The sequence below is a fragment of the Halobacillus sp. HZG1 genome, assembly GCF_035818575.1.
Classification (GTDB): Bacteria; Bacillota; Bacilli; order Bacillales; family Halobacillaceae; genus Halobacillus; species Halobacillus litoralis.
Window position 1 is genome coordinate 147,000 of the sequence record NZ_JAYLVQ010000061.1, and the last position, 18,826, is coordinate 165,825.

The following is an 18,826-nucleotide window of genomic DNA, read 5'->3' on the forward strand; positions in this document are numbered from 1 at the left end:
CCTATCGAGTGAATAACAACGGGTTACCGGCTTGGCTGGTTAAACGGCCACTTTTCATGATGCCCATCAGCTCCAGCCACTTCTCAAAACTCGGAGACGGCCTTTTGCCGAACGTTTCTCTCAAAGTCGCGACATCATGATAGCTCATCGATTGATAATTCAACATGCAATCATCTCCCATAGGAGTGGCAATGATGAAATTGACCCCGGATGTCGATAATAGGACCCCTAAGTCTTCCATATCATTTTGATCTGCTTTCATATGGTTCGTGTAGCAAATATCCACACCCATCGGAATCAAGTGCATTTTACCCATGAAATGGTCCTCAAGCCCTGCGCGAATCACCTGTTTCGTGTTATAAAGGTACTCAGGGCCGATAAAGCCGACAACCGTGTTGACAATGAAGGGGTCATAGTCCTTGGCGAAACCATAGTTTCTTGCTTCGAGCGTCATTTGATCAATGCCGTGATGCGCTTCCGCAGATAGCTCGGATCCTTGACCGGTTTCAAAATAAAGATGCTGAGGTCCTGTGCCGGTTCCTTTGCTTTTAGCTAGGTCGTTCGCTTCCCCAAGAATAGCAGCATCAATACCGAAGGAGCGGTTCGCTGTTTCTGTGCCGGCAATACTTTGAAAAATCATATCGGCCGGTGCTCCTTGCTCAATCGCCTTCATTTGGGCGGTGACGTGAGCGAGCACACAGTTTTGTGTGGGAATCTCCCATTCTTCCATGAAGTCTTTCGTCCCATGAAGAAGGCGTTTCACACTTTCAACGGATTCTTCCACAGGGTTGATGCCAATGACCGCATCCCCGATGCCATAAGAGAGTCCCTCTTTTAACGAGGCCATCATCCCATCGATATTATCCGTCGGGTGGTTCGGCTGTAAGCGGGAAGCGAGCGTTCCTTTCTGCCCAATTTCAATGTTGCATTTGGTTACAACCTCTAATTTGTCGGCGGCGTGGACAAGGTCTAAGTTTGACATCAGCTTCGCCGTTGCCGCGATCATTTCACTATTCAATCCACGGCTGATTCTTTTCAAATCTTCCCCCGTCGTTTCACTAGAAAGAATGTATTCCCGAAGTTCGGCTACAGACCAATGCTGAACCTTTTGATAAACAGGCTCATTGATCTGGCTATCAATGATTCTGGAAACCTCATCTTCTTCTGGAGAAAGCAACGGGTTTTCCCGAATGTCTTTCAACAACAGTTCACTAAGGACCGTTTTTGCCGCAATTCTTTCTTGGACACTTTCAGCCGCTACTCCAGCGAGTCGGTCGCCGGATTTTTCTTCGTTGGCTTTTGCGAAGAGTGTCTTCAAAGAAGAAAATTGATACGTATGATCTAAGTGGGTAGTCATTAGTTTCAAAGGATGCTTCCTCCTTCCTATTCATGAAATGTCAGTGTTTTGATGACGACAGGGACAACACCTGAATCAAGTTTCGATCCGATGTCCAAGTAGTCGCCATGTTCAACTTTGATTTGGTCGATACAGACCATTTCCCTTTCACCCTCCAGGACTTGAATGGCCTGCCCTAATGATTTAGCAAGGTCCCTCTCCAAAATGATCACTAACGGTTGGGCCGGACGATGCTCGTCAAAAGCGGTGACCAGGGCTTTAGCTAACCTCTGGATATCCTTGAATCCGAGAAGCGGGAGGTCTGATAAATAAATTGCCATGGTCATCCCCTCTTCATGAGGATCAAACACGCGGCTTCCTGCTAGGATATGGTCTGACATGGAGGAAAGAACGGATTCAAATTCTTCCTTAAAATCAATCATGTGAACGGGCATATCCCGGAGAGGCAGGGTTGCGTTATCTACTTGAATGGTTGCTCCACTGATTTCTGTCGTTTGAGTCCCTGCACCTAAAACAGTCGCTCTTACCGTTTCTCCAGGTCTCTTCCACTCTTTTAGCTGCAATTGAGGATTTTCAAGGAGCGATTGAGCAAGACTTATGCCAATGTCGTTATAAAGATGATTGGATGTACACCCTTCTGGATGGTAAATGCATTCGGACACCCCACCGGAAAACATGACGACATCGATCGACCTTGTCCATTGTGGAAGGTTGCCTAGCAGCAAAGGCTCATTTTCTTCAATCTCCCCATCGAGCATTTTCCGAATGACTTCTGCCATATAATCGGTGAGCTTTGAAATCGTCTTCTCCTCCGGCTGCATCCCGATGGTCAGATCTAATCCCAGTTTTTCATTCACCTTCTGAACAGCGGGTGATAGATAATGAATCGAGTCATGATCAAACTCCATCAGCTTGCCTCCGACATGAAGCGTGCACGTCCCGACAAGTTTTCCATATCGATAAACGGCTGTATTGGCGGTTCCACCTCCAATATCGATGTTAGCCACCGTTTTGTTTGTTTTCTTTGATAATTCAAAAGCTCCCGATCCTTTGGCTGCGATGATTGATTCTAGATCTGGTCCTGCCGTCGCAACTAAGAACTTACCCGCATGGTCAGAGAGATGACTGACCATTTCTTTGGCATTGGACTTGGTTGCCGTCTCTCCTGTAATAATCACCGCGCCGGTCTGGATATCCGATGCCTGTATGCCAGCCTTTTCGTACTGATCCCGGACCATGGCATCGACCTTCTCCATATCGATCTCTTTACCATCGAGCAGGGGTGTACGAAAAATTGGACTTTCATAAATCACTTCTTTATCCGTAATCTCAATCCGAGGCATGTGGGTCATCCCCGCCGTATTTCTCAGTGATAAGCGGCTGATCACAAGTTTCGTTGTACTTGTTCCAATATCGATGCCAGCACTTGTAATCACTTCTTTATTTCTCTTGTTCATGAAGCGCACCTCCACATAAAAAACAAAGCGCCTTTCTTATTCCAAATCCAAATAAAAAAAGACGCCTTACACAAACCATCCCTCTCGGATAGTTGTATAAGGCGCCTTTGCCCATGTACCATTCATTTGTAGCATTGCTCTTATTCAGAATATTAATTTATTCGACATCATTTGTAAAGGGTTTCATGGAAGATAACGTCCTCATTTTCCATTTCTTTAACCCAACATTTCATTTCATCCAGGCTGGAACAGTTAACGAGATGGCGAATGACATCCAACCCTTGCCCCTGAACAGCGGATGTAATCACAATCGGACCTTTAGGCATCACTTTCTTCAACTGTTCCACCGCTCGATCGACATCCGCCTCTTCATCATCGGCTTTCGTTACAACTCCAATCGGCATTTTATTCAACCCCTTACTGAACCCCGGGGGAAAAATGACTTTCTTTTTCGTTGCATCTTGAATAAATAAGACATGCGTCACCTCAAGGGAAGTGGCCATAATATTTTTATAGAACATCGGATTTTCTGTGTATTCTCCAGGCGTATCGACAATCCAATCTTCATAGGTAAGGGACTGGGTCTTCATCGCCTTTGCTTTGTACCCCAGTAAGGCATGGGTGAGGGTGGACTTCCCTGCTCGAATCGACCCAAGCATCATTGCACGGTTTCGCTTTGCCATAGGAGTTCCCCCTTTTTTCTTAGGATTTCGTTATTTTTGAAGGGGTATAACCGAGCGTCTCTGAAAGAAAGCGGTTCACTTCAATCATCGATTGTTCCACTTCAGAAACACTTCCAACTATGACAAGGCTTCCAGTAAAGCGGTCCAAAAAACCAATGCCGACATGAGCCGCTTTCGTTGCATAATCCCCTGCAATAATGACCGTTTCACTCGGCGTTAATGTTAAGATTCCCAAGGCTCCGGATTTTTCAATGCCCAACATTTCAAACATGTCTGGATCTGGGTTAGCGATAAGGTGACTGAGAGTCAGTTGTTTCCCTGGTACAAATTCTTGTATAAATCGCTTTTTCTCCTCATGCATTCGGTATCCCTCCTGATCGTTGTCTTCTTCTTACGCTTCCTTCTGTTGGTCAGAGGCCACGACATCCCCTTCGAACGCTTCTTCCTCTAAGTATTCATCTTTACCAATAACGCCGTTCTCACGATCGATTTGTTCAAGTTCCCTCGCTTTTGGAACGGACAGCCAATAAGCGAAGCCAATGGCTATGACTCCTGCCGATAATTTTCCGACGATAATCGGCAAAATCAAAGTGGGTTGGAAGTTCGCAGTAAATGACAAGTGATCGCCGAGTAAGAAGGCTGCACAGACGGCAAACGCAATGTTGATGACTTTATCTTTTGGAGGCATGTGACGCACGAGCTTGAACATGGCAAGGATATTAGCAATCGTCGCTACTAGTCCGGCACTACCTACAGAGCTTAATCCAAGCTTTTTGCCAAGTGCCTCAAGTGGAGTTGCCGCATATTTCCTCAGCAAGTACACCATTGGGAAGGCACCCGCCAGCATAATTCCGATATACCCGGCGGTTTCAAGCGCACGGAATTGATCGTCGGCATCTGCCATAATCGGATCGAATCCCCACGCTCCAAAAACATTAGTAAACACCCCAGTAAAGATCTCCACAATGGAAAAGACGAGTACGAGTTTAATCGCAGCATCCAGGATCGTCCCAAACCACATGAAGCCTTTGATCATAATATCTGGTAAGAAATAAAGACCAGCAGCTAAGATCACGACAAAAATCAATAATGGCGTAAGGTTCATAAAGATTTGCAAATAACTTAACGTGAATTCGTACGTCGACTCCGTATTCGTAGCCACAACGTCTCTTACTTTCGAGTTTGTCAGCGTAATGATGACACTGGAAATGAGCACGCCTATGGGGATCGTAAGCAGCCCTGACATAATTCCAAGAGCCATGAACTTATGGTCCCGCTTATCCAACATCGCAAGTCCCATCGGAATGGAGAAAACGATGGTCGCCCCAGCCATAAATCCGACAATCAGAGCCATAATCCAGCCCTCATAAGATTCTTGCAGCGCTTCGGCTAATTGATAGCCCCCCATATCAGAAGCAAGAATCGTCGTCGCCGCAATTGCAGGATCCGCTCCAATTTTCTCAAAGAACGGACCGACGAATTTGTCAATCGACCAGGATAAATAAGGAATGGAGGCCATAATACCTGCCGCCGGAACGAAGATGTGTCCAATGGAGTGAACCCCTTCCATGAACTGTCCCCCAATCCCATCTTCACTGTTTTTGATGGAGGCGATCGCACCGATGACTGCACAAATCATAATGATATAAATAACAATATTACCTACTAACACCATTCTGCATCCCTACCTTTTTTTATTGTGATCATCAAACTTTTCTATAAAAAAAGATGCTAGAAAAACAGTAAGGCACCCTCACTGCTCTTCTAGCATCTTTGCTAGTTCTATTCACTTGGAAGTGGTCATCGGCTCTTGCGAATATTTCTTCAGGATCTTTGTCGCCACTTTCTCGAGCGGCCATTGCTTGTTCATGCTAATTTCTCTCATCTTCTTATACGAGACCTCATCCGTATAACCGAATTGATCCATAAGGAGCCCCTTGGCCCTCTCCACAACTTTCCGCTTCTTCAGACGATTGTCCGCTTCTTTCACTTTGACACGGTATCTTTCAGAAACCACCCCTTGATGAAGAGCGATTTCTACTGCCGGAATCAAACGATCTTCTGATATCGGTTTAACGATATACCCAACAATATTTGCTTCCTTCGCTTTCTCGATGAATTCCTGCTGACTATAAGCGGTGAGCAATAAGATCGGAATATTAAATTTCTGTGAAATCACCTTGCTTGCTTTCAACCCATCCATCTTCGGCATTTTGATATCCATGATGATTAAGTCGGGCTGTAATTCATAAGCGAGTTCAATCGCTTTCTCGCCATCCCCTGCTTCACCAACAATGTCAAATCCGCTGTCCTGCAAAAGTAGGGCAATATCCATCCGCACAATGGACTCATCCTCCACAAGCAGTATCCTCTTACCCATTTAACCCCTTCTTTCTCTTGGGAATGTCAGTTTCGCTTCTGTACCTTTCTTCATTCCTTCAATTTCAAAGACTCCAGACAAATCATGTTCCACCATGCGGCGCACAATATCGAGTCCAAGAGAAGATGTATTCTTTTTCTTATAACCGATTCCATCATCACGGACGATGACTTCCATGACGTCCATCCGATGTTCGAAGATGACATCAATATGACCGCGCTGTCTTTCTAAAAAAGCATGATTGACACAATTTTGAATGAGTTCGTTAATAATCAATGCGATGGAAACCGCACGATCGGACTCCATATTCAAGCGGTCTCCTGTGTAATTGATGGTAATCTTCGTGTTGGAGAGCCCCGTATAAACAAGCATATCCCCAATCCGTTCGGCCAAGTCAAAAATGTCGACTTCATCGATACTACTGTTGGATAATATGACCTCATAAACGGATGCAATACTCAATATCCGGTTCAAACTCTCTGTAAAATGGATTTTGCTTTCTTCCGGTATGCCCCGCCTCATCTGAAGGCGAAGAAGACTGGCTACCGTCTGTAAATTATTTTTCACACGATGATGGATTTCCTTAATGGCGACAGATTTGATAATCAATTCTTTTTCCTTTTCTCTCAAATCGGTCAAATCCCGTAAGATGATGAACATGCCATTGTACTTGTCATTCAGTGGCAGGCGGATTTTTTTAATTTTGAATGATTTATCGAACGCTTCCACTTCTGTCACGAGCAGCTCTTCTTTTTGCTCCACAATCTCAGTCAATATAGGCAGGTGATCAAGGATATTCTCTCCATAATCACACGTTTCCCCGATGAGTTCGTCGAGTAAATTAATCGCCGCCGGGTTTGAATAGAGCAACTCCCCCTCAAGCCCTACAAAAAATAAAGCTTCCTCCATCAGTTCAGGCACTATAGGCTGGCGATCGGAATGGCTTAATAATAGTCCACTAAGTGACTCCGTGGTTTTCGAAAGGGTTTCGATTTCTTCTTTCTTTTCTAGTTGATCGCTGATGTCTTTTTCCATAATCAAGACACCGACCACTTTCTCCTCGTTCCAAATCGGAACGACGCTCTGCTCGACCTTTTTCCGCTCTTGAGTGATTGCGCGATTGGATGTAAGCGTTTTCCCTGAACGTAAACAATAAAGAACCGCAGGCTCGAACGTTTCATAGGCTGTATTTCCTACCACTTTTTTCTGGTAGATCGCTGGAGCTGTTGAGGGTGCAGCTTCTGCTACGACAATCGCATGTTTTTCATCGGCTAATAAACAGTCGATAAAAATATGAGCCTTCGAAAGATCAGCCATCATTTGCATGCTTTGGCTTACTTCTTTGACTTTTTCGATATCCGCTGCTTCTAAGGTTGTCTTTTCGTTACATAGAGACTCGATCTCTGCCATATCTACCATGGATCCTACTTCCTCTGTAAAAATGTTTTCTTGCTGATTTTCTAGTAAGAAACTATTTGAATTATAGACTTCATCGAAAATTCTGTCAATATTCTGAATAATCATTGAAATTGTGAAAACTTAACCCCGCTCGCCTTTAATTGAAGCATTTTCTCGATAATATCCGCTAAATATGCGCCTGCTTCGACGGGAGGGACTCCACCTTCATGAATGTTTGAGAATACGGTACGATCCGCCTCTACACTATCTTGATTCGGTTTGTAAATTAAATACGCACTGATACTCTTCGCCGTCGCAAGTCCCGGGCGTTCCCCAATTAAGGAGATGACCAATTCGCAATCAACTAATGAGGCCACTTCATCTTGAATCCATACACGGCTTTTCCTTATGAAGATAGGATCGTTCATGCTGATATTTTTAGACTTCAACCCTTGAACCAAGGATGGCAACAAATCAGGTATGGTTTCTTCAACACCCGTCGAGCTTAGCCCATCAGAAACGATGATCTGTACCTGCTTCCCTGTTTCCATATGATCCTGTAACCATTGGACGGATTCTTCGTTCAATCTTCTTCCTACATCCAAATTCATCAAGTATTCGTTCATGGAAGAAGCTCTAGAATGAAGAATTGGTAGTTTCATAGATTCTAAAACGGAATCGGGAACATCTTTAAATACCGCATCCTGTGCAGCCGCATGATCGACCCGAAAGTCTAAATAATTTTTCGTTTTCATCCTTGTCCCTATGCGGCCGATCCCTATACGTGCGGGAGTCTTATGAATCACCTCATCAATATACTCATAGTCATTCGGTTGATCGACGCCCACTTGCTTTTTCTTTTCATAAACCAAGTGTTTCGTTCGGTATTCGTGCGTATAGGATTTTTTCTTGTTCGGTTTTTCCTGGATTTCCGATAGTACTTCTTTGACAATCTGTTCAATATCCACACGTTCACTTCCCTTCTTAATTGAAAATAGATAAATCGCCTGCACGTTTTGTAAGGATACCGTTTTCCATGATGCCCATTTTCTCTAACCATTTCTCAAATTCAGCTAAAGGTCTCAAACCGAGCATTTCACGTAGACTCGCATCATCATGATAGCTCGTATCCTGATAGCTCAACATGACATCATCACCACCGGGAACTCCCATATAAAAGTTCGCTCCGGCTAATGTCGTCAGCATTCCCGCAATCTCCTGATCATTTTGATCGGAACTCATATGATTGGTATATGTCGGGGCAATTCCCATCGGGAGGTTGTGCATTTTGCCCATAAACAAATCTTCTAAGTCAGCACGAATCATTTGTTTGCCGTCAAACAATGTTTCTGGACCGATAAAACCTGAGACGTTATTGACCATAAAAGGCTTCCACTTGCGAGCATAACCATATGTGCGTGCTTCTAGTGTCTGCATATCGACCCCTTCATGTCCGTCTAATGAAACTTCGGACCCCTGCCCCGTTTCAAAATAAAAGAAGTTCGGTCCCGCAGACGTTCCTTCTGTCTTCATTAATTCATAGCCTTCATCTAACAACTCTTGATTGACGCCAAAATCATCATTCGCCAGCTGCGATCCAGCTAGACTTTGGAATAAAAGAGCGACAGGTGCTCCTTTTTTAAGCGCTTGCATTTGTGTGGTCACATGAGCAAGGACACAGTTCTGTGTTGGGATCTCCCACTTTTGCATAAACTCATGACTCATCGTCAAAATCCTGGCAACCGAATCGACCGCTTCATTATTCGGATTGATGCCTATGACCGCATCACCGGATCCATAAGAAAGCCCCTCTTTAATTGATGCCATAATTCCTTCTGGGTTATCAATCGGATGGTTGGGTTGACAGCGAAATGCCAGCCTTCCTGGTTCCCCAATCGTGGTGTTGCAATGAGCCTGATGCTTCATCTTCTGTGAAGCGAGCACCAAGTCAATACTTGACATGAGTTTTGCAACCGCAGAAATCATTTCACTAGTTAGGCCTCTACTCAGTCGTTTCAAATCATTGGCGGTGGTTGAATGACTAAGGATATACTCTCTCAATTCTCCAACCGTCCAACCCTGAATCTCTTTATAGATGAATTGACTGACCTCATCATAAATGACTCGACTCACTTCATCGGTTTCATAAGAAATGACAGGGTTTTCATAAATGTCTTTAAGTAGGAGCTCACTCAGTGTGTACTTCGCAGCCATTCGTTCCAGCGAAGACTTCGATGCAATGCCAGCCATTACATCTCCCGACTTTTCCTCACTTGCTTTAGCTAAAACATCTTTCAATGAATGGAAATAATAGGTCTCATTTTTTAATTGACAAGAAAACTTCACCATCATTCACCTTCTTTTCTAAAATAAAAAACGCCCCTATTGCTAGTTATAAACTAACCATAGAGGCGTCTTTGCCGTGTTTATTCACTTACATAGCATTATATCAGAACATTCTTTTTATTTACAGGTGTTTCTATCTGTATTAGTGTTGGAAGATATTTTAATTATATGCTTTTTGTCCTATACATTCTTTAAAAGTTTCTTTCCCTCATTAACCTAATTATTCGGCAATACAGTTATTATATTAATGGAGACAAGGGACAAGGAAATGAGAGAGAAAAAGAACGATCAGGCTTCTTCTTTCTTCTCACTTGACAGCTTCAATGCTTGTCCATGATTGAACATTTCACTACTACCTGCCCCCTTCAAGTAAAGCTTTAACTTATGATCATCCAACGTCAATTTCTCCCGATAAAAATGTACCTTCCCTAAAACCTCCACCACTTCTAAAAGCAACTCAGCATTCGATTTCATCTCCGTCCTTAGTCCAGCAATGCTATAAAACAGAAGTAAGTCCGCTCTATTCTTAGGTCTTTCTATTATTTTTCTTATTTGAAGTAATTCAGGACGTTGAAAGGGTGAACCTAAGTACCCTAAATCACTGAACCTTTTGAGGACATTTAAGTTATTGGAGGAACAGTAATCAAACAACACTTTATCCTGGTGGACAATGCGCTGGACTGGAGTCCATGAGTTTCCAAAGTTCATAGACTTCCTGTAATAGCAGAAAACACTTTTCATTATTCTCCACATCCCAAATAAACATATTTAATAGAAAACAAAAAAAGCATATGCATCCATTGATCTGGATTCATATGCTAGTATGGCCTCATTAGCCTGTAGCGTATTCATTTCAAACGGGGGTCACTGGAACCTATTTCTTTTGGAGATTCCCCTCTTTATAAATACATAACAAAGCAAACCTAATAGATGCTTTAATCATTTCCTTGTGTTTTAACAATAAACTCCTAATGAATGTTAAACTGCTAAAAGACCAGCAGAAGAGGTGTATATATGAAAAAATACATATTAGGTACCCTGTTAGTGATAGCTTCACTAGGTTTGTCATCCATATTCTTCTTAAATGAGGGTGCGGGAGAAGGAACTCAGGAGGGAGTCGATCGGAAGTGGTTAGTGCCTGAAGGTTTTAGTGGATGTGCTGTGATCCGCTATAATGTTGAGGGTGCGGAGCCTCTAACGATTAACGAAAACAACGAATTCGTTTTTGAAGTTCCTCGAGATCGAGTTATTGAGACATCCTCACCCCAAGATTACGGATGGGTCAACGAAGACCACGCAGGACCCTTCCAGATTTCGGCCTATTATGTGGATGAGGATGGCAAAATCATCGAGGAAATCCCATGGGAAGACATCGGGCCAGGTTCTAACGGTACATTTGTAGATGCTGATGGGACTGAATATCATCATGCCACCCAATATTTTAATGCGGATCGAAGTCCATTCACAAAGTGCCCAAAGATTGCACAGTAGAACGTAAGCAATATAAAGAAGCAAAGTCAATTGCCTCTGCTTCTTTATATTGTGTACTCAGGTTACTTTGACGTGCTCGTTTTGTTCATAAACTTAAGTAAGTCTGTCAACAACGTACTGAATGTAGACAAATGCTCCTGAACGCGGCCTGGGAATTCCACTTCAATAAAAGCCAGCGTATCTTTCTCTGTATGCCAAATTTCTCCGTGTTCTACAGTCTGCTGATAACCGTCTAAATCCCCAATCTCCCAATTAGTCGCTTCCAGGTACCCATAAGGAATGCCCTTCGCCTTAAACGGGGCGTGGTCGCTCCAATCCCCTGTCGTACCCGCTGGGTAATAAGGATTCAAACCTGGGTTGGTTTCTACGTCTAATTTTTTCTTATCTGCTATAGCCAAAGCCTGATCACGGATGAATCCATCTTCTCCGGCATTCCCATACACATACATTTGATCACCCGCAGCCAGACTGTCTAGGTTGATCATTCCAATCGTATTTCCGATCTCTTTCTCCGTCATCTGATCGGCATAATACTTAGACCCTTGTAATCCCACTTCTTCCGCACCAAAAGCAATATATACGATGGAATACGGCGTTTTTATGTTCTTTAACACTTCTGCTGTTTCCAACAGGACACCTACACCTGAAGCATTATCATCCACTCCTACTCCAGCAGAGACGGAATCATAGTGAGCCCCGACAATGATCTGTTTTGTGGATTTTCCTTTTTTGTAAGCCACCACATTAGACGAATTCTTCGAACCAGAATAGTTAAACTCCTGAACGTCTGTCTGTAATCCCATCCGTTCAAACTGCCCCTGAATATAGCGAGCCGCTTCTCTTTCATTGTCTGTCCCCGCTACTCTTGGACCAATTTCATCAGCCAGGTACTGCATATGTTCATAAGCCATGGCCCCGTCCTTATGTACGAGTGAAGGATGGTAGGTAACTGGATCGGCCGATACACTCCCTACGAATGGAAGCAACCCAAAGACGAACGTCATCAAGATAAGTGAAATTTTCTTTTTCATTGCAAAACTCCTTTAACCAAATTGGTTTATTTTGTCATATATTAATAGATGATCAGTGATAAAGGAATAGATTCGACAAAAACACAGAAAACTTTCATGAAAGGATGTCCTCTAGATCATCACAAAAAGAGCGCGATATCCAACCATGGATCCCACGCTCATCTATTATTCTCGTATTGGAGGATAAACATAGAGTTTTAAAAGTAACTTGCCCGCCTTCTGACTTTTTATTTTATTTGTTCAAGCAACTCTTCAGAAACCGTCTCATCAATGGCTCCCGTTCCACCTAATAAGGTGAAGTGGTGTACACCTAGCATGTTCGCTGCATCAGTAATAGAGTCATCCACTCTAGTAGGAGGGACAAGCAGGAACGTGCTATTTGTTTTCGCTGCAAGGACGGATCCTGTAAGAGCATCAGCAAAATCGGCACCTGTTGCGATAAATGCTTTATCTGCAGGATTTAAGGTTGTCGCGATCTCCGCAGATGTTTCGTAACGGTTTTTCCCATTATAGCGAACAGCGTCGGGTAGTTGATCAAGAACTCCATCGGACACAACGCTGCTTCCGCCAACGACAATACTTGAATGGAAGTCAGATAAAACGGTCTCTGTTACTTCAGGAAGTTCGTTTGGACGGGTTAATAAAATCGGGTAGCCATTTTCTGCTGCATGAGAAGCGATGGATAGAGCATCAGGGAAGTTCAATCCGTTTGCGACAACCGCTTTCGCCGGCTCTCCATCTAAAACGGCTGCAATGTAGGCGGCTGTCTCAAAGCGGTCTTTTCCGCCAATCCTCTCTGTTTCAAGACCCATGCCTTTTAGTTGGTCCTCCACGTATGCGGTTACTGCCCCTTCTTCTCCCAGAATAACTGCCTTTTTCGCATCTAATCTATGAATCTCTTCTTTCACAGATGATGGAAGCGTAGAACCCGTTAGTAAGATCGGTGCATCCAACTTATAGGCAAGTGGCGATCCAGCAAGCGCGTCAGGGAAGTCGTCTCCACGCGCGATGATGACCGTTTCGGCTGTCTCCCATCCATGAGCGGATACTTTCACTGCGGTTTCGTATCGGTCCATGCCTGCAATCCGTGCAGATGAGATTGGGATGATGGGTTTAATCGTTTGCCAGAACTCTTCCGCAATTCTCCTATACCCTTCTTGTCCGGGATGGACGTTCTCTGGATTCGGCAGGTATTCTGAATAGTTCTCAGCAATGGCATCGAATGTCGGGACATAACTGCTCCCCGACTGTGTAGCAATCGTCTCAATGATCTGGTTTAAAGATTTCATCAACTGTACAAAAACTGCTTGCTGCTCGGCAGGGTAAGCATAGAAAGGGTTGTAATACCCCATCACAACAACTTTGGCTTCAGGATTCAAGGTATGTATAGCACCCATAATCCCAATATAATTATCTCTCACGCCTTCAAGCTTATCTTTAACAAATTCAGGATTCTGCAAATCTTCAGGGTTATTCCTAAGCACTTCGAGAAAGTCATTGGCTCCTACGCTCAACGTAATAAGGTCTGCGTTTCTAACAGCAGCTTGAGTCTCTGTATCGTTTTGCAGCTGTGTCAATAAACCTTCGGATGTTAAACCCGGCACTGCGAAATCTTTCGTAAATGAACCCAATCGATAGATGTTCTCTAAATCCTCCGCAACGAAATCAGCATAGCCTAAACCTGCCGTATTATCCGATTGAATACCAAAAGCTAACGAGTCTCCAAGCGCGACATAGTTCCAATCTTTTACGGAATGATCATTTTCTTCTGCAAAAGCGAACGACGGGGCTAACATTATGAAAACGAGTGACAGAATAACAAATAACTTTACCTTATTCCTCCACATAACTCTTTGATCCAACATGTCCCCTCCTTTTTGTGTTCTTTAACAAACACGAACAAAATCCAATAAAGAACACTACCTTATATAATTAGACCTTTTCTTGTTTATTCCTGCAAATTACTCATGATCAATCTCCTAATCTTTTTATTTTTAAGGACCCTACGATAATCCTTAAACCACAGCATTTGGTGGATAACCAAGCAGGCGAGGGGGTATAGGTTTATACATGATTCAACCCAAAACTTATTAGGATGTGTGAATATGGATAAACGTTCCATGAAGGAAAAGCTAAAATGGTACATCCCACCTCTATCCTTTGTGTCGTTTTTGATGAGTTTATGGTTTATAAACTATAAAATGGAAAATAATCCATGGAGTTTTGTCTTATGGATTATTGCTTTTATAGTCCTCCTTCCGGCCTACATGGATATAAACAAAGCAATGAGAAGAAATAAAGAAAAGTGAGCAGGCTTATTTAAGCCTTGCTACTTTCACAAGAAGAGTTAAGAGGAAGCATCTCGATGTATTCAAGTGAGAGTAATTCTTTCTCCTATCTCCAGAGAGGAGCTACGACGCACAGGTCGATAAGCTAGTTTTTCACTAAAAAAGTTAAGAAAAGGAACAGGTGCTTTCATTTTAAAAAAGCTCATCAAAATAAGACTTCCATGGATGTGAAAGCCTTATTCATTCGATACATATCAAAAGTAAACGTAAATAGTTTCTAAAGGCGTTACAACAAGCACCATTCTTTCACTGTACTTCCTGCACTCATCGCTCTTCTCTTTTATTTCGTGCTTCTTTCAGAACATGCAATGCTTCATTGTAGTGATAGTTAATTTCTGCTTTTGATTTTGCTTTTTTCATTTTTTCTACGTGCATTTGGAATTTCAGAATAGCATCATCAAGCTTTTTATTTCCAGTCCGTCGAAAAGGAATTAAATCCCCCATATCACTCTCTCCCATCGTATTGGTTTACCTTCTACAATACGAATCGATATGGAAAAGGTGTGGATGCGGGCAATTGTACTAGGGAAAGAAGGACATAAGCTGAGAGATGGTTGAGTTTACCACGCGTAAAGGTTTTGTAGTCTGGCGTGTGTACACCTACGGACATTCACTCCCTTATACTTTACCCACTACAAGGAGAAAAAATTATTTACAACTTCTAAGACTAACTTTCTTCCCTTCATCCACCGCAGTTGAGATAATATAAGAACATCAAATAGAAAAATGAGGGGAAGTCTATGGATTTTCAAATATTACGAAAAACTATAATGAGAAAACTACTTAGCAGTTTATTTGTTTTTTTCTCTATACATGTGTATTTAGTAATGGCGTTCTTCTTATTTCATGGTCCACAGAGCGTCCATGATTATGTCATTGTTTTTTTAGGAATCAGTATCCCATCCATATTCATCTATGCTCCCCTATGGTCTTTACTAAGTGACTACTTCACATCTTTAGTTACAACACAAAGCAAAACCTCTGTAAGATCTCGTGGTTATTCCCTTTTATTTCACCTGTTAGGAGGTTTAGTCGTACTATTTTTTATCAGTCCAGTTTTCATCGTGTTTTCAATCATTGGTGCTCTTATTTTCTGGATTTTTGATTCCTATTTATTAGAGAGTACAAAAAGACGCTGTAATCCTGAGACTTGAAATTCCACCAAAAAGCCTGGTAACAAACGTTAACCGTTGTTACCAGGCTATCTTTCCTGCACTGACCGACCGTGGGCAGGCACACCATATACTAAAGTAGACAAACTTAGGATAGGTTCGAACTAAACCCATATAAATACGCGACCAACTTATTAAATTCTTCATCAGAGGAACACTCAATCTGCAAATCAATAAAGGTCATCACGACTTCTTCATCCTCAAACGGAAAATGACTATTATCTACATTAGTCAAGATCTGCCGCTTGGATAGCCCTTTTTGTAGTAATACATCTACAGCCTGCTTCATTGAAGATACTTCTGCCATTTGTGTATGCCCCCTTCATTTAAATCATCCATTCCTTATACTCACTCGTTGAAACGGTGTACACAGGACTCATAACATGAACTGAAAGATATAGATTCCTATATGTATTTAATACTACACACCCCTATTACTTTCCTGCTTTCATACATAGAGCAACCACATGAAATACATTGGACACGCGATCAAGCCCAGAATCAGATGAGAGGTCATCAATAAAAACAGCGCAACACCAATGGAATACCAATGGTGTTGCGCTGTTTTTCATCTTTACACAGGCCGTTCATATAAACTCAGACAGAAAACCTAAGGTTACCAATAGACTGATCACGCCGAAAAAACCAGAGGCAACTGAGAAAAACAGCGGCCGCTCCCTTCTCATCCAAAAGCTGAGACAATAAGCGAAGGCTGGAAATGGAAATAGAATGCTGGCAATCTCCCAACCGGTGAATAAAAAGGTAATAGCAAGAAACAAGGACAGGTATCCTGAAACTTTCCTAAGATCCAACAGTCCTTTTAGTTTATCGGCTTCCTTCACTTCCCAGGAACCAAGTGCTTCTTCTGTACGCTTCAACTTGTGTGGTTTTTCTGCTTGATAATAGAAATACATCGGCTGGAAGTAAGGAATGGTGCCATGAAGTGAACTTTTACCCCACGCAAACGATTCTCCAGCAAGTGGGAATGTTTCGTATGGATGACTCCCCTTCGTCTCCTCCTTTGGATAGAAAGGTGTCGGTACGTGCTCGGTATCAATGGAAAAAACAATTCGTTGGTTTTCCGTTTGCCCAAAGTATTTGCGCCAGCGTAAGGTTCGAATGGAAGAGAAAAAAAAGCGCCACAGTTGTTTACGTACCGTGTAAGCCATACTCGTATCAACAGGAATCCACCCTTCCCCTTCCAAGTAAACCTCATTCCAAACGTGCGCCTGATGTTTTCCCATCGCAAATGCACCCACCATTACGCGGCAGGGAATGTCTAAGGAGCGGCAAAGGGAAGCATACAGGAAAGAGTACTCGCCACAATCGCCTTTCTTTGCTTGAAGAAAATGAGCGACCCCACGGGCTTTGACTGGGAATTTGTATGTATAATGCTTGATCATGTGCTGGAACAATAACCAGGCTTTCTCTTTATCGTCAGAGGATTTTTTCGTGATACCCAATGCCATTTTCTCCATATCCTCATTCACAGGAATCATGGCTGTTGAGCGTGTGTACCTTTCTTTTTCCTCATTCGTCAAAGGGGAGCTTGCAGCTGCCCCTTCCTGTAACCCAACATGATAAGAAGCGTGGATCTCTTCCCCCGGGGCTAACTCATAATAACTGATCCGGTTGCCGATATCATCCTTGAATTCCTGCTCAGGTGTCCGCTTCTCTTCAGAAAGGAGGGATTGTGCGTATGTTTCAGGGGGATTGGCCAACCACACCTGGACATTGTCTGATGTTTGATTTTCGTATTTAAAAGAATAATGAACCTTTTTCACCACTTCACCTACTTTTCTGCTTTGGAATGGAACAGGAGTCTCCGTCGCAACCTCCAATCGGAAGAATCGTCCTGCGGTCAGCTAACCAGTCATAAAGCCCAGGCCCCGCTCCTGCCCAGATCGAAAGCTGGATAAAAGGGACCAAAACCCAGAAGAAAGGGATCTGTTTCATAATTCTTAGAACACTGAAGATCCCTGTTTCCATTTTTCGATCCTTGAGACGGATGGTGTGCATCCTTTTTTCAGCTTCCTCTTTATTTATATGATACCGCTCCAGGATTCGATTGTCTCTAATCGTTTCATACTGGAACTTATCTCCTGTATCGAGCTTTGTAAGGATACGCATGCTTTTCGAACAGACTGGACAAAAGGAATCATAAAAAATCATGACTTCCCGCCGTTTACTGGACTTGTTTGGTCTCATAACTTTTCACCTTCCGCCTCTGGAATTTCGCTCTGACTTTAGTTGCTGTGCGCCCTACATAAGCAAAGACCTTTTCGTATTCCCGGTCACTCAACATGAGGAACTGCATGGTGATCATAGCAGCGGAAAACGTAAAGAGCCCCATAACGACAGCAATACCTGCATGTAATGCGAAGACATTGAACATGGCCAAATACTTTGTGTATCGATTGAGCAGCAAAAATGGAAAAGACAGTTGAATAATAATGGCACTATACGCACCAATCATTAAAATAATGTCAGAAGATGAGATGATTGATTGGAACAATGGATGGGTGTACTCTCCGACTTGCAGGATATAGTAGAGTGCCGTACCATTCGTCCACATCTCCCCCATGACCTTGTGCAGGCCGGATGATAAATACATCAAGCATAATTGGAGGATAGATGCGAGAACGGCAAGGTTATGTAGCGCATTCGATAAGGGTTTGGGTTTCGATAATTTTCCTGCTTTGAGCTTGGAATCGATAGAAAAGTAACTTGCTGTATGCGCAAAAATCAAATACAACAGAACGATCCTCATGATGTTATCTCCACCGTCCAGAATGAGCACATTGGCATGCTGCAAAGACCATAAGAAAATGAAATTCAGTATAGACACCGTCCGGTTCATGAAGCCTACCGTAAACAAAAGCGCAAATAGGATTCCTAAATGGAAGATGATTTCAAAATAAACCACGGAATTGGAAACCTGGTACAAAGAAAAGTTGCTTGTAAGCGTCATTTGGTCCAGCAAACTTTCGTGACTCTGCATGCCATTCGGGCCCCATAGGAATCTCCTCTGTGCATAATGAATCAGATACATATACAGGATTAATAATCCAAATGAAATTCTCAGGATACTTGTTCCAATCAACATGTATTTTTTATTTGTCAATTTATTAAATAACAGATTCATGGACCTTCCCTCCTTGAA

At 42.8% G+C, this 18,826-nt stretch carries 19 protein-coding genes; 2 read left to right on the plus strand and 17 right to left on the minus strand.

All coding sequences use genetic code 11. The features are described from left to right. Nucleotide 1: 1 nt before the first annotated feature. The 10 genes from VKA52_RS09845 to VKA52_RS09890 form a co-directional block, all read right to left on the minus strand. Nucleotides 2–1,357: an ethanolamine ammonia-lyase subunit EutB gene (locus tag VKA52_RS09845; RefSeq protein ID WP_442788839.1), complete on the minus strand. Its 1,356-nt coding sequence runs from the start codon at nucleotides 1,355–1,357 to the stop codon at nucleotides 2–4. Between the two features lie 26 nt (nucleotides 1,358–1,383). Beyond that, nucleotides 1,384–2,814, minus strand: coding sequence for an ethanolamine ammonia-lyase reactivating factor EutA (locus VKA52_RS09850; protein ID WP_326315502.1), 1,431 nt, complete (start codon nucleotides 2,812–2,814; stop codon nucleotides 1,384–1,386). A gap of 167 nt (nucleotides 2,815–2,981) precedes the next feature. After that, on the minus strand, nucleotides 2,982–3,497 hold the full coding sequence (locus VKA52_RS09855) for a EutP/PduV family microcompartment system protein (protein WP_326315504.1): 516 nt from the start codon (nucleotides 3,495–3,497) through the stop codon (nucleotides 2,982–2,984). 19 nt (nucleotides 3,498–3,516) lie between these two features. Then, on the minus strand, nucleotides 3,517–3,858 hold the full coding sequence (locus VKA52_RS09860) for a BMC domain-containing protein (RefSeq protein WP_326315506.1): 342 nt from the start codon (nucleotides 3,856–3,858) through the stop codon (nucleotides 3,517–3,519). 30 nt (nucleotides 3,859–3,888) lie between these two features. Next, entirely contained in the window at nucleotides 3,889–5,172 is a 1,284-nt protein-coding gene (gene eutH / locus VKA52_RS09865; RefSeq protein WP_326315508.1) for an ethanolamine utilization protein EutH, read from the minus strand. A 111-nt stretch (nucleotides 5,173–5,283) separates the two neighbouring features. Beyond that, complete coding sequence (locus VKA52_RS09870; protein ID WP_326315510.1) at nucleotides 5,284–5,877, minus strand: ANTAR domain-containing response regulator; 594 nt, start codon at nucleotides 5,875–5,877, stop codon at nucleotides 5,284–5,286. After that, on the minus strand, nucleotides 5,878–7,401 hold the full coding sequence (locus VKA52_RS09875; RefSeq protein WP_326315512.1) for a sensor histidine kinase: 1,524 nt from the start codon (nucleotides 7,399–7,401) through the stop codon (nucleotides 5,878–5,880). Beyond that, nucleotides 7,398–8,243, minus strand: a complete 846-nt coding sequence (eutC, locus tag VKA52_RS09880) for an ethanolamine ammonia-lyase subunit EutC (protein WP_326315514.1) — start codon at nucleotides 8,241–8,243, stop codon at nucleotides 7,398–7,400. Before eutC ends, VKA52_RS09875 begins: the two co-directional genes overlap by 4 nt. A 16-nt stretch (nucleotides 8,244–8,259) precedes the next feature. Further along, nucleotides 8,260–9,627: an ethanolamine ammonia-lyase subunit EutB gene (locus VKA52_RS09885; RefSeq protein ID WP_326315516.1), complete on the minus strand. Its 1,368-nt coding sequence runs from the start codon at nucleotides 9,625–9,627 to the stop codon at nucleotides 8,260–8,262. Between the two features lie 282 nt (nucleotides 9,628–9,909). Beyond that, the gene (locus tag VKA52_RS09890; protein ID WP_326315518.1) at nucleotides 9,910–10,329 is read right to left on the minus strand and encodes a recombinase family protein; all 420 of its coding nucleotides are present in this window, start codon (nucleotides 10,327–10,329) and stop codon (nucleotides 9,910–9,912) included. Nucleotides 10,330–10,635: 306 nt separating this feature from the next. Here VKA52_RS09890 and VKA52_RS09895 point away from each other — a divergent pair, with 306 nt between their 5' ends. After that, nucleotides 10,636–11,112: a DUF6843 domain-containing protein gene (locus VKA52_RS09895; RefSeq protein WP_326315520.1), complete on the plus strand. Its 477-nt coding sequence runs from the start codon at nucleotides 10,636–10,638 to the stop codon at nucleotides 11,110–11,112. A gap of 62 nt (nucleotides 11,113–11,174) precedes the next feature. Here the strand turns inward: VKA52_RS09895 and VKA52_RS09900 are convergent, their stop codons facing one another. Together VKA52_RS09900 and VKA52_RS09905 are read right to left on the minus strand one after the other, a co-directional pair. After that, nucleotides 11,175–12,143 (minus strand): M20/M25/M40 family metallo-hydrolase, encoded by a 969-nt coding sequence (locus VKA52_RS09900; RefSeq protein WP_326315522.1) that lies wholly within the window; start codon nucleotides 12,141–12,143, stop codon nucleotides 11,175–11,177. Nucleotides 12,144–12,370: 227 nt separating this feature from the next. Beyond that, nucleotides 12,371–13,990, minus strand: a complete 1,620-nt coding sequence (locus VKA52_RS09905; RefSeq protein WP_326315524.1) for a cell wall-binding repeat-containing protein — start codon at nucleotides 13,988–13,990, stop codon at nucleotides 12,371–12,373. Between the two features lie 258 nt (nucleotides 13,991–14,248). Here VKA52_RS09905 and VKA52_RS09910 point away from each other — a divergent pair, with 258 nt between their 5' ends. Next, nucleotides 14,249–14,452: a hypothetical protein gene (locus VKA52_RS09910; RefSeq protein ID WP_326315526.1), complete on the plus strand. Its 204-nt coding sequence runs from the start codon at nucleotides 14,249–14,251 to the stop codon at nucleotides 14,450–14,452. 303 nt (nucleotides 14,453–14,755) lie between these two features. On the opposite strand, the gene VKA52_RS09915 is transcribed toward VKA52_RS09910, so the two are convergent. The 5 genes from VKA52_RS09915 to VKA52_RS09935 form a co-directional block, all read right to left on the minus strand. Continuing rightward, nucleotides 14,756–14,935 (minus strand): hypothetical protein, encoded by a 180-nt coding sequence (locus tag VKA52_RS09915; RefSeq protein WP_160911222.1) that lies wholly within the window; start codon nucleotides 14,933–14,935, stop codon nucleotides 14,756–14,758. Nucleotides 14,936–15,751: 816 nt separating this feature from the next. Continuing rightward, entirely contained in the window at nucleotides 15,752–15,970 is a 219-nt protein-coding gene (locus VKA52_RS09920; RefSeq protein ID WP_160911220.1) for a hypothetical protein, read from the minus strand. A 280-nt stretch (nucleotides 15,971–16,250) separates the two neighbouring features. Further along, entirely contained in the window at nucleotides 16,251–17,504 is a 1,254-nt protein-coding gene (locus VKA52_RS09925; RefSeq protein WP_326315529.1) for a transglutaminase-like domain-containing protein, read from the minus strand. After that, nucleotides 17,452–17,871 carry a thiol-disulfide oxidoreductase DCC family protein gene (locus VKA52_RS09930; protein ID WP_326315531.1) on the minus strand — a complete coding sequence of 140 codons (420 nt, stop codon included), beginning with the start codon at nucleotides 17,869–17,871 and terminating at the stop codon, nucleotides 17,452–17,454. Before VKA52_RS09930 ends, VKA52_RS09925 begins: the two co-directional genes overlap by 53 nt. After that, the gene (locus VKA52_RS09935; protein WP_326315533.1) at nucleotides 17,849–18,808 is read right to left on the minus strand and encodes an HTTM domain-containing protein; all 960 of its coding nucleotides are present in this window, start codon (nucleotides 18,806–18,808) and stop codon (nucleotides 17,849–17,851) included. The genes VKA52_RS09930 and VKA52_RS09935 overlap by 23 nt, the downstream gene beginning before the upstream one ends. Between the last annotated feature and the right edge of the window lie 18 nt (nucleotides 18,809–18,826).